Here is a 10178-nt window from a genome sequence, read left to right on the forward strand (position 1 = left end):
GTATACAAAGTCCTTTGGAAGCGTTTCGAGTGCTCCGGTCACCAACGTGGTTTTGCCAACACGAAGTCGACCAAACACAACGAGCATTGACACCCATTGCAAGCGACATGAGGGGTAAGCCATTCCAGTTCTTGATTGCGGTTAATCATTATGCACCAGATAATATGATCGCGTGCACAATACAGAACCGTGTATTGAATCGGCTGAACGTCCGCGAGTGGATATTGAAGATGGCATGTCGACTCCGAGGGACCCATTTAACTTCGTCTTCCTCACAGATTCCCGAAAGATCACGAACGGAAATAGTCCGAACGCCTCTTCTGCAATGAACGATCAGTCGAAGTAAACTAGTTCACCATTAGCCAGTGGGCACATGTGATAAAGCGGGGAAGATTCTTATTTCTACCCACCATATGCTCGGATATGTCTGATGTGACACTTGATGAACGAGGCCGCCTAACGCTCCCAAAGAAGGTTCGTGAACAGTACGGAGACCGGTACCATATCGTTGAGATTCACGACGGGATCAAATTAGTTCCAATTGAGAAAGACCCACTTGATGCGCTCCGAGATGAGTTCGCAGACGTAGAGAAAACAGTTGAGTCGCTCCGAACGGAGGCACGAAAGATGGCATTGGACGAGGCAGGAAACTGAATGTATGCAGAAACTGATTTTCTTCTTGCACTGATAAAAGACGAAGATTGGCTCGGAGAGGCTGCTGAAACGGTATACCAAACTTACCATGACAAACTGTGGACTTCCCAATTCACTCTTATTGAACTGATGTTAGTGGCGTATCGAGAAGACAAAGATACAGAACGAGTCGTCACCAACGCAGCCAATCTTGTCGAAATTCGTGGCGACGTTGAGACGGTGGTTGCAGCGGCGACGTACGTCGAAGACCACGGATTCACACCATTCGACGCTCTACACATAGTCGAATCAAACGGAGACACTATCGTTTCCAGTGACGACGCATACGAGGGATTCGCCCCGCAAGTCGACCTGAAGACAGTGATCGAAGATTGACCTCCCCCCATTCAAGCCAGTAACTGCGGGTCTGTACTCGTACTATATGTCATATAGAAGTCAAGTAGTACGAAAGACTCCGCCGACTCCAATCAATTTTCTCCCTCAACAATCAATTGATCGAACAACTCGGGAGTCACCGCCGAGTAGGTCCGGATTGCCGTACAGCCAGGTGCAGTAAACGAATATCGTTCAAGTGGTGTATTCGGACTTTTGACTTCAGTGGGATCAAGCGGGATCCGTGACTCACTAGCCGTCGACCCAACAAGGGCATCAACGACACGGTGGCCCACTTCACGATTGGCCACAATCCACACAGCAGCCGCGGGCTCACAGTCGGCCATCGCATCATAATCTGCAGGTACACCGGTGTGGAAGTCGTGCGTTGGTCGTTCGACTTCGACGGTCACCACTGGCTCGTCGTCGACACCCAACCCAACGAGATCAAGTCGTGTTCGCAGGTCGGGTGGACTCCAGTAACGCTCTACACGGTGAACTGGTGAAGAGGCTGTTTGAGCGAGCTCTTCGAGTGCCCGAGCAGCTTTCTCAACACCCCTAATGTGAGCCGGAGACTCGTTTGCATCGCCATACTTCCGTTCTGGCGGATCGGCTCCGCCACGGAGATCGCGCATCAACTTCCGACCGTCGTCAGTAAGATGGTAGAATTTCCCCCGTAGTTCTGTCTGAAGACTAATCAGACCCAGCTCTTTGATTTGGGCCTCATCTGCACTGCTACAGCCGACTTCATCACGGAGTGGCGTCATCGTCTCTGTAACAATGTCCCACGCTTGCGTGTCTATCGCTCGCCGCTGAGCCTTCTCTATTAGGCGCAAAAACATGAGCTGGCGAAGTGTCACTGGAGCTGTTTTGACGTCCCATGGATCTACATTGAGCCCAATATCAACGATTGGCAAGTCGAGTTCGTCGAGCGACTTGTCTCGATAACAGCTACGAGCCGCATCGCAAACGCCATCAAATGTTGGGGCAAACGTTTCGTCTACCGACTCGCATCGAACCGTATCGGATTCCAAATCATACTCTAGTCCATCGGGAAGCGAACTCGTCCACAGCGTATGGCGAAGTCCACGGGCGATCTCGGCATCCGACATCCCTTTTGTGGTCGTACTCTCAACTTCAGTCACCACGTCACGACGGGATTTCGATTGTTCGTACATCGATCGAATTGCAGCATCACAACTGGCCTGTTCGCTCTCACTTATATCGTGCTCGCTATCTGGGTGGCCCTTAGGCAACGGCATTGCACCGATTACGAATGGATCAAATGGTGGCTCGCCACGGGGAGCCCGTGTCCTGACAAGCCAGTCGCCAACTGGAATCGTCCCAGTAATACGTTTGGCTTCGATCTCAGAGAATCGATGATTCAATGCAGCCTGGGCCGCAAGCGAATCAGATTGTCCAACGACTAGTGTGCCGATGTTACCGCTAATATGGGCCCGAGCTTCGTCGGAAAACTGCGCTAACAACTGGCTCATCAGATAGAGGCTGATATCGAAGGCTCGCCCTTCCGAAAGCAGATCCAAGAGGATCCTTGACTCGCTAAATGTATGTGCCTCGTCAAGATATAAGTTAGCTAGTGGATGACTTGCTTTGTCAGAACGCTGTCTGAGTCGACCTGCAATGAAAAATCGGCTAACAATAATTCTTGATAAAAGTTCGCGCCGGAAACTGTTGAGTCCACCCAAATCAAAAATCACCACCTCATCTGAATCTAGGCTAGCAAAGAAATCCCACTGATTATCTGGATCTGTGGGTGGGGATCCGAATGCATCGGCAGTAAGGCTACTGCGGACGATCGGTGCAAGACGACGTATCGCACCATTAGCCAATGCGCGACGCATCTTTGGGGAGTCCGTGGTCATCTGGTCAAGTAACTGCTGAAAGCGTATGTCCGAGACTCCGACACTAAATGTGCCCTCTGAGATACTATTCATTTCAGTGATTAGATCTTCAATTGAAAAATAATCGATACCCGAATGAAACAGCCCGAATAATACTGAACGTAACAATTCGATGGACTGAGACGCCTCACGAAATCCTCCAGAATCAAACGAAGCTGCCTCAAAGACACCGATTGCACCGTCGACAACTATTTCTACGAGGCGTTGTCGACTAATGTCGATTTCCGTGTGATTGAGATATGGCCGCAAATCAAAGAGTGGAAGTCGTGGAAGAACTGTTGCGGCATCAATCACAGTGAGATTCTCAAGAGAGCCAGTCTCTTGAAACCACATCGGTAGGAAGTCATCCGCAAAACCACCTTTTGGATCGACGACAAAATCAATCCCTTTAGTTGAACGCGCATTGTGCAAGCAAGCCAGCTGAGCGGTTGTTGTTTTACCTTCTCCAGAATTTGCCAGATGAGCGATGTGCCGTCGTTGTAATGAGGGTGGAATCGAAAAAATAGCATCTGATAGCGTATGTGTGTTCCTGTAACACTGACCAAGTGTGAGTTCATTACCGGTGTAGCTTGATAGGATAGATTCACGAGGAACTTCTCGACGAAGATCAAAACCGTCTGGAAGAGGAGATTGATCAGACACGATCTACACCTCTGTCACGCACCCAAAACTGAGTTTGCATTAGAACCCACCAAAATAATTGTTGATTTCCCATTTCTATTGTCGAATGAGCTTAATAAGGTACGGTGAACAATCTCTGGTGGTAACTTCTGGTATACAATATCCGAAAGAGCCGTCGTAGCATCATATTCTGTGATAGAAACGTTTCGTAAATTACGCCCAAGCGACTTATATGCACTAATCGCAAGTTTCTCATCGACCGGAAATGCTCCGTTAGTAACCAACTCAATAGGCCTGAAAATGTATTTTGGCTTTCCGTGACACGATTTGTCACATCGCCCGTAATTTAGCGATTTTCCTAACAAACCAAGCACTTGTCCAAATACCGATTGACTATCAGAGGTCTCAACAGAAGTGGTGAAACTGTCAGTTGTTACACTATCATCGTCTTCAATCGTATAATATTTCCAAATTGCTAAGCTTAGGAGACGAGGGTTATCTGATGATCTGAGTTTGTCAATAGCACTCTCGAACTCAGTTAATATACCTGGAGGATTGAGGGGGTCAACATTAACTTGGTTTTCTGTATTATGCCTGTCAAAAACTGGTGCCGAGATCTTTGCACTCGGGTCGTAGTTTAATTGATATGCACTGGTTACAAAGTGAGATAGATTCCATTCAGAGAGCGGACTCAAAGTGGATATTTTTTCAGCTTTGTCATCGAATAATTCACTGGAGTTGATATTCTCTACATTCGATGAAACATAAAGATCCACGTCACGTGTGTTTCCCGTAGTTAGGATAACATGAAAAATGTTACCAGTTTTATGTACACAATCTCCATTAATTCTTCTAAAGAGAGTATTTAGTTCGGTCGTGATCTCTGTAACACCATCAACATAATACCACTGTTTATCATCAATTGACTCAGTGTAGATCATTTGTCTGTCTCGTCCTTGGAGTGAGGCTTTTCCCCAGTCAGTAGCCTTCTGTTGTATTTTTTCATGGGTGCATTTCTCTTTGCCACCAAACTAAAAATGTTCAGAGATGTGTTTGGATGCTTATATCTGTGTTTGAGATTTATCCACGCATAGATCATATGTTCGCTGAAATTGTATACTAAATAACCAATTACGAGTGAAATTATCACCATCAGGAGCAAAATATACAAAAAGGTATTAAAAACCCATAACTCAACTGAAAATACGTCTGGAAAGAAATCACGTAAGATAGATGAACTTCCCAAGTCGAAAAGTGAAAGTATGATAGCACCTATGAATGTGGTAAATACTATCATCATTATCCTGTGCCGGATTGGTATTTGTGCCATGAGTTTACATTCAAAATTTCTCTCACATAATTATTTCCCTAGCGTTATCAATTATGAGAATTACAATCTGTTCTCTCATTCAATTTGTACAACAAACCACTCATGCAGTCACCGTACGTACTTACGTCTTAATTCGCGCTTGGTACATCACGTGTTGAGTTGAGGGTTTCCACAACATCAGCAAGTGTGAACAGACGAAGCATGTCGTCTTCTGCGGCTGCTTCTCGGACAGATTGTTTGGATCCACTTCGACTGAGCAGTGCGTATTGATACTCGGGCGTTCCACCTGCGGGTGACTTCCAGTCGACTTGCTTTGCTTTTTATTTGAGCCTGGACAATACAGAATACCCGACTGGTTGATTCGTGACTTTGCTTCTCCCAAAAGGTAGCTTGGACCGTTGAGTATCGATAGGACAAACAGACCTAACCATTTCCAATTCGAATTATTACCTATGTCGAGTAATACTGAACAGGGCGGTGAAGAGCATATCGTCTCGGTGACCGAAAAAGGTCAAGCGACGATTCCGAAACAATTCAGGGAGAAACACGGGATATCTGCTCCCGGGCGGGTGAAATTCGTCGAAACTGAAGACGGTGAGATCGTGGTTCGGCCGATCGGATCGATGCGTGAATTTCGGGGACTACAGCGCGAGGGTGCGGATGAGCGTCCAGCAACGGCAGTTCTCCGCGACGAACGGAAGCGAGATAAACAGAAAGTCGACGAGTTGGTCGACCGTTATTCGGGCGAGGAGTCGACTGAATGATAGGTCGACTGGTGTTCGATACGGAACCACTGATCGCCTATTTAGACGATGAGCCGGGCAGTGACACAGTCGAAGACTGGATCGACAAAGTCGCCTCTGGAGAGATTGATGGGTACATCAGTCCGGTCACAAAGACAGAGGTGTTGTATGTCGGATCACGAATCGGGTTTCAGACCACAGTGCCATCCCTCGCCTCCACCCACTAGCCCTAAGCAGAAATAATTCAGTTAACCACAAGTATATGTCGCATCACGTCTAAAGAAGGTGTACGGAGGCCCTCACAGATGGATCTCACAGACATTCCAGACAACGCATACGGGACCGAAGACTCACCGCCTGATTTCGACGAGTTGGAATCACCCGACGCCCTACTCAAAGGCGGACCAATCCGAGAACGACTCCTCGATGTTGTAGTCGGGCTTCGCAAGCCGACAAAAGTTTCGACAATCGCTGAGCTCGCCGAGTGCGACACCGAAACGGCTCGGGAGTACCTCAAGTGGTTCGATGAGATGGGGATGGTTATCGAACAGAGCGGTCGACCAGTCAGGTATGAGCGCAACGATGGGTATTTTGAGTGGCGACGTCTCAACCGGATTCGCAAGGAGTATTCTGAACAAGAGATCGTCAGTGCACTCGCAGACGTAGTCGACCAGATCGAAGCCTACAGAACACGGTTCGAGACAGCACACCCCGACGATGTCTCACTCATCGAAGCAACGCGAAACCAAAAGCTGACCACAGAGGCAGCCTGGGAAGAGCTCTCGGAGTGGGAATCACTCGAACGACAGGCCGCATTACTGGATGCAGCACGACAGGAATCTCCTCTCTCTGGGGTCACACGAGATCCCGTCGATGCCTAACGATAACACAGATTCACCTAGTCGCGGCCCTACAGATACCGAGATACTTGATCGAATCGCCGCTCACCTCGCCCGGAGCAACCGCTTCGAAACCGTCGAAACACGACCAGCGTACGCGCCGAATGCTGTCGTCGCGGACTATAATTTGGGGTACTTCCCAGGTGGTATTCAGCGTGCATATCTTCGGATCCGCTGGTTCGAGACCGACGACTTCAGCATCCACTACTCAGAGCAGCACCACCATGGAGACCCATGGGAGTGTAGGTGGGACCGTCACCCAAACGATCACAATACGCGTGAGCACTTCCACCCACCTCCAAATGCGTCGACACCAGGAGTAGACGAAGAGTATACTACCGACTGGCGTGATGTACTCTCCAACGTACTGACCCATCTTGATGACAGAATCAAACTCTTCTGGGACAAGTAAAAACTGAGAAACCGCTATGGGTTCGTGAACACTCCTGTCCCTCCTGCGGATTTGAAGCGGATAGAGACGAAAATGCGGCGATCAACATTATTTCTCGCGGTCTGAAACAGCTAGGAGTGGGACACTCCGAATCAACGCCTGTGGAGACTGCGCTTCCTGTGGATACACCCGTATCTGCAAAGCGCGTCATCGAATCAGGAAGCCCCACCCTCACCGAGCGACCCGCGTTAGCGGTGAGCGAGTAGGGTGGGGTAGTTCACTACGATCAGAGTCGTCCGGACAGCGACCCAGAAGGACTCGCTCGGACAGTAGACGAGATCGGACAGTAGACGAGATCGGACAGTAGACGAGATCCTCACCCAGTATGGTGCAGAAGGTATCAGCAACGAGATTGTCGACCTCGGTGAATGGTATGGCTGGATCCACCAGTAATCGAGGAATCGAGGAACGTCACCGTTGAAAACTCTCCCGAGAACGCTTCACTGCCTCGCGGGCTTGGTCAGCCTGTTCCTCACTCCACGCACCGATGTTGATTGGCTTTTCGCTCAGTGCGAGGCGTTCGAGGAGCTCGTCAAACGTCTCGTCTTCCTGTTTCACTGGACCTGAAAGATACGGTATTGGCAGGTCATAAAACAAACAGGGAACTATCAGCAGAAGCTGTAGAAAGGTTTACTCGGTAGTATATGCTACCAGATAGTATGGCAACATCAGTGAAAATGGACGACGATACCAAGTCACGTATCGAACGGTTACAGGCAGAGATTCGACTAAAGACGGGGACACGAGTGACCCAACAGGAGATCCTCGCCCGGCTCGTTGAGCGTGCTATCGAGTCGAAGGCCGACCTCATCGACTCCTTCCGAGAAGAGTGGGTTCCGCTTGCTGACTCCAACCGTGAAAGATTTCACGATGGGATGGTCTCATCAGGCATCACGACGACCGAAGACGATATCGACGACGTGCTGTACGGATGAGTGTCTTCGTCGACACGGGCGTGTTCTTTGCGCATCACGATACGGATGCGGCTCGGCACGACCACGCCGTCGATGCATTCGATGCGTTGCTCGATGGAGAGTACGGACAACCCTACACTAATGACTACATCTTTGACGAAACGGTGACGCTTACGCGTGCTCGAACAGGGTCATTCGAGGCCGCGAACACCGTCGCCAGTCGAATCCTCGGTGAAGAACCATTTCCCCACGTCTTTGAGCTACTCCACGTCCAACCGGACGACGTCCAAGCGTCCCTAGAAGTATTTCGCCGATATAACGACCACGACCTCAGTTTCACCGACGCGTCAATCATCGCGCTGTGTGAGTCACGTAGTATCGACGCAGTGTTAAGTTTCGACACTGATTTCGATGGACTCATCGACCGCATCGAACCGGGATAGTGAACTACCCTACCCTACTCGCTCACGGCGTCAGCCGTTCGCTCCTTGAGGAAAGGGCTTCCTGCTTCCACGACGCGCTTTGCAGATACAGGCGTATCCACAGGGAGCGCAGTCTCCACAGGCGTTGATTCGGAGTATCCCACTCCTACATCTTGTAGACCGCGAGAAAGAATGTTCCACGCCGCGTTCGCGTCCCTGTCCGCCTCAAACCCGCAGGCGGGACACGAATGTTCACGGACCCACAACGGCTTCTCCGTCGAAACGCCACACGAAGCGCACTCTTTGGTCGTCCCTCTCGGGTTGACCGCTACGAAGTGCGTCCCCGCTCGATCGCACTTGTATTTGAGCAGCGAGAGGAACGTCCGCCACGCGGCAGAGGCGGTGTTGCGGCTGTTCGACGGAAGTTCCATCATCCTCTTTACGTTCAGGTCTTCGACCGCCACAAGGTCGTACTCCCGAGCGTAGTACGCCGAGAGTTTGTGTAGGAAGTCACGGCGCTTTCGTCGGAGGTCCGCGTGACACTTTGCGACTCGACGCCGTTGCTTCTCGTAGTTGTTCGACCCGTGTTCCTTCCGCGAGAGCTTCCGTTGCTCGCGTTCCAAGCGGTCGCGATCGTTCGAGAGGTCGAGTGACCCGACCGCTGTTCCGTCAGTGTCGTGAGCGTATTTGAGAATCCCTACATCGATACCGACGCACTTCTCGGGGTTCTCGGGCGGTTCAGGAGGTTCACAGTCCAGTTCGATGCCGAACGTGGCGAACCACTCGCCCGTCGGTTCCTTCTTGACCGTGACCTGTTTGAGTTTGGCGTTGTCGGGGATGGCACGGTGAAGCCGAATCGGTATATCCGCGAGTTTCGAGAGTGACAGCACAGTCTGACCGCCCTTCTTGTCGAGCTTGAAGCCAGACTGACTGTACGTGAAACTGCGGAACTCCCGTGGCGGCTTCCACGTGAGGTGGCCGACGCTGTAGCCATTCTTCTTGAGCGCCGAGAGGCCTTTCAGGTTATCAAACAGGCGTTCGACGACGGTTTGGAGAACCTTCGAGTACACGTCTGAGAGGCCGTCCCACCACTTTTTGAGGTCGGGGAGCTCCGACCGTAGTGTGGTCATCGAGGGCAGTTCACCGTGTTCGTCTTGGTACTCGTTAAGACGGTAGAGTGCGTGATTATACAGTTGCCTACAAATGTCTCGGTGACGGTCCAACTCCTTGCGGTGGGCGTCGGACGGCTTGAGACAGTATTTGTAGGCGTAGTACATGGCGCTACTCGCGTTGGTTCTCGACGTACTGTTTCAGCACATCCAGCGACACCTGCCCCGTGGAGATGAGGCAGTACGAGTCGTTCCAGAACGAGTCGCCCCACAGTTCATTTTTCAGTTCATCCGCGTACTCGTTGCGGATACGGCGGGCTGTCGCGCCCTTGACCGTATTGATGAACTTCACGAGGTCCGTGGTTGGTTTCGCTCGGAACGAAAAACAGAATTTCCGAACCACTTTCTTAGAGTGCACGACTGGGACACACACTCAGTCGTCTGTGAGGGCTGTACGAACTTCAGTCAGAAATGTCGGGAACCAGTGTAGATCTGATTGCAGATGTTGATAGATTTGCTCGTTATCGAGGTCGAATCTGTACGTATGTGCAAGGACATTCCGGAAGCGAGCCGCCTCCTGCATCGCCTTGGCTGTGTCCACTGAAAGAATGTCTATTGCTCCGTTTATCGCAAGACAGCTCCCGTATTGAATCACTTACATAACAAATTCTCCTGTCTGAGTCGCTGAACTGCCGAATTTCTAGATACAGACATTGCAGAAGCACCCAAACCAGACTATCC

Annotated in this window: 14 protein-coding genes and 2 pseudogenes; 9 read left to right on the forward strand and 7 right to left on the reverse strand. The window is 50.4% G+C overall.

The genetic code is table 11. The annotated features are described in order from the left end of the window. Nucleotides 1–423: 423 nt before the first annotated feature. Together O2S87_RS12315 and O2S87_RS12320 are read left to right on the forward strand one after the other, a co-directional pair. Nucleotides 424–654 (forward strand): AbrB/MazE/SpoVT family DNA-binding domain-containing protein, encoded by a 231-nt coding sequence (locus O2S87_RS12315; RefSeq protein WP_475409086.1) that lies wholly within the window; start codon nucleotides 424–426, stop codon nucleotides 652–654. After that, nucleotides 655–1029 carry a PIN domain-containing protein gene (locus O2S87_RS12320; protein ID WP_475409087.1) on the forward strand — a complete coding sequence of 125 codons (375 nt, stop codon included), beginning with the start codon at nucleotides 655–657 and terminating at the stop codon, nucleotides 1027–1029. A gap of 92 nt (nucleotides 1030–1121) precedes the next feature. On the opposite strand, the gene O2S87_RS12325 is transcribed toward O2S87_RS12320, so the two are convergent. The 3 genes from O2S87_RS12325 to O2S87_RS12335 are packed head-to-tail and all read right to left on the reverse strand — an operon-like array spanning nucleotide 1122 to nucleotide 4899. Continuing rightward, nucleotides 1122–3590, reverse strand: coding sequence for an ATP-binding protein (locus tag O2S87_RS12325; protein ID WP_475409088.1), 2469 nt, complete (start codon nucleotides 3588–3590; stop codon nucleotides 1122–1124). Nucleotides 3591–3604: 14 nt separating this feature from the next. After that, nucleotides 3605–4510 carry a hypothetical protein gene (locus tag O2S87_RS12330; RefSeq protein WP_475409089.1) on the reverse strand — a complete coding sequence of 302 codons (906 nt, stop codon included), beginning with the start codon at nucleotides 4508–4510 and terminating at the stop codon, nucleotides 3605–3607. Continuing rightward, complete coding sequence (locus O2S87_RS12335; RefSeq protein WP_475409090.1) at nucleotides 4507–4899, reverse strand: hypothetical protein; 393 nt, start codon at nucleotides 4897–4899, stop codon at nucleotides 4507–4509. The genes O2S87_RS12330 and O2S87_RS12335 overlap by 4 nt, the downstream gene beginning before the upstream one ends. Before the next feature lie 452 nt (nucleotides 4900–5351). Here O2S87_RS12335 and O2S87_RS12340 point away from each other — a divergent pair, with 452 nt between their 5' ends. From O2S87_RS12340 to O2S87_RS12360, 5 genes and pseudogenes are all read left to right on the forward strand, one after another. Then, nucleotides 5352–5663 (forward strand): AbrB/MazE/SpoVT family DNA-binding domain-containing protein, encoded by a 312-nt coding sequence (locus tag O2S87_RS12340; protein ID WP_475409091.1) that lies wholly within the window; start codon nucleotides 5352–5354, stop codon nucleotides 5661–5663. Beyond that, on the forward strand, nucleotides 5660–5869 hold the full coding sequence (locus O2S87_RS12345) for a type II toxin-antitoxin system VapC family toxin (RefSeq protein WP_475409092.1): 210 nt from the start codon (nucleotides 5660–5662) through the stop codon (nucleotides 5867–5869). Before O2S87_RS12340 ends, O2S87_RS12345 begins: the two co-directional genes overlap by 4 nt. Before the next feature lie 78 nt (nucleotides 5870–5947). Continuing rightward, the gene (locus O2S87_RS12350) at nucleotides 5948–6523 is read left to right on the forward strand and encodes a DUF7342 family protein (RefSeq protein WP_475409093.1); all 576 of its coding nucleotides are present in this window, start codon (nucleotides 5948–5950) and stop codon (nucleotides 6521–6523) included. Further along, complete coding sequence (locus O2S87_RS12355; protein ID WP_475409094.1) at nucleotides 6516–6953, forward strand: toxin-antitoxin system TumE family protein; 438 nt, start codon at nucleotides 6516–6518, stop codon at nucleotides 6951–6953. The genes O2S87_RS12350 and O2S87_RS12355 overlap by 8 nt, the downstream gene beginning before the upstream one ends. Further along, nucleotides 6950–7198, forward strand: a pseudogene (locus O2S87_RS12360) (zinc ribbon domain-containing protein); the annotation flags it as partial. The gene O2S87_RS12355 and the pseudogene O2S87_RS12360, both read left to right, overlap by 4 nt. Nucleotides 7199–7403: 205 nt before the next feature. On the opposite strand, the gene O2S87_RS12365 reads toward O2S87_RS12360, so the two are convergent. Further along, entirely contained in the window at nucleotides 7404–7550 is a 147-nt protein-coding gene (locus tag O2S87_RS12365) for a hypothetical protein (protein WP_475409095.1), read from the reverse strand. Between the two features lie 101 nt (nucleotides 7551–7651). Here O2S87_RS12365 and O2S87_RS12370 point away from each other — a divergent pair, with 101 nt between their 5' ends. After that, the gene (locus O2S87_RS12370) at nucleotides 7652–7927 is read left to right on the forward strand and encodes a hypothetical protein (RefSeq protein WP_475409096.1); all 276 of its coding nucleotides are present in this window, start codon (nucleotides 7652–7654) and stop codon (nucleotides 7925–7927) included. Then, nucleotides 7924–8349, forward strand: coding sequence for a type II toxin-antitoxin system VapC family toxin (locus O2S87_RS12375; RefSeq protein WP_475409097.1), 426 nt, complete (start codon nucleotides 7924–7926; stop codon nucleotides 8347–8349). Before O2S87_RS12370 ends, O2S87_RS12375 begins: the two co-directional genes overlap by 4 nt. Nucleotides 8350–8363: 14 nt before the next feature. Here the strand turns inward: O2S87_RS12375 and O2S87_RS12380 are convergent, their stop codons facing one another. From O2S87_RS12380 to O2S87_RS12390, 3 genes and pseudogenes are all read right to left on the reverse strand, one after another. Next, the gene (locus tag O2S87_RS12380) at nucleotides 8364–9605 is read right to left on the reverse strand and encodes an RNA-guided endonuclease InsQ/TnpB family protein (RefSeq protein WP_475409098.1); all 1242 of its coding nucleotides are present in this window, start codon (nucleotides 9603–9605) and stop codon (nucleotides 8364–8366) included. Between the two features lie 4 nt (nucleotides 9606–9609). Further along, nucleotides 9610–9816 (reverse strand): annotated as a pseudogene (tnpA, locus tag O2S87_RS12385) (IS200/IS605 family transposase); the annotation flags it as partial. 54 nt (nucleotides 9817–9870) lie between these two features. Further along, complete coding sequence (locus O2S87_RS12390; RefSeq protein ID WP_475409099.1) at nucleotides 9871–10092, reverse strand: HepT-like ribonuclease domain-containing protein; 222 nt, start codon at nucleotides 10090–10092, stop codon at nucleotides 9871–9873. Nucleotides 10093–10178 lie beyond the last annotated feature (86 nt).

The sequence above is a fragment of the Halohasta sp. A2 genome (assembly GCF_056175805.1).

Coding starts and splice junctions, on each gene's coding strand:
- O2S87_RS12335 (WP_475409090.1), bottom strand. CDS start 4,899: ATGGCACAAATACCAATCCGGCACAGGATAATGATGATAGTATTTACC.
- O2S87_RS12350 (WP_475409093.1), top strand. CDS start 5,948: ATGGATCTCACAGACATTCCAGACAACGCATACGGGACCGAAGACTCA.
- O2S87_RS12355 (WP_475409094.1), top strand. CDS start 6,516: ATGCCTAACGATAACACAGATTCACCTAGTCGCGGCCCTACAGATACC.
- O2S87_RS12375 (WP_475409097.1), top strand. CDS start 7,924: ATGAGTGTCTTCGTCGACACGGGCGTGTTCTTTGCGCATCACGATACG.
- O2S87_RS12315 (WP_475409086.1), top strand. CDS start 424: ATGTCTGATGTGACACTTGATGAACGAGGCCGCCTAACGCTCCCAAAG.
- O2S87_RS12345 (WP_475409092.1), top strand. CDS start 5,660: ATGATAGGTCGACTGGTGTTCGATACGGAACCACTGATCGCCTATTTA.
- O2S87_RS12380 (WP_475409098.1), bottom strand. CDS start 9,605: ATGTACTACGCCTACAAATACTGTCTCAAGCCGTCCGACGCCCACCGC.
- O2S87_RS12320 (WP_475409087.1), top strand. CDS start 655: ATGTATGCAGAAACTGATTTTCTTCTTGCACTGATAAAAGACGAAGAT.
- O2S87_RS12340 (WP_475409091.1), top strand. CDS start 5,352: ATGTCGAGTAATACTGAACAGGGCGGTGAAGAGCATATCGTCTCGGTG.
- O2S87_RS12370 (WP_475409096.1), top strand. CDS start 7,652: ATGGCAACATCAGTGAAAATGGACGACGATACCAAGTCACGTATCGAA.
- O2S87_RS12330 (WP_475409089.1), bottom strand. CDS start 4,510: ATGATCTACACTGAGTCAATTGATGATAAACAGTGGTATTATGTTGAT.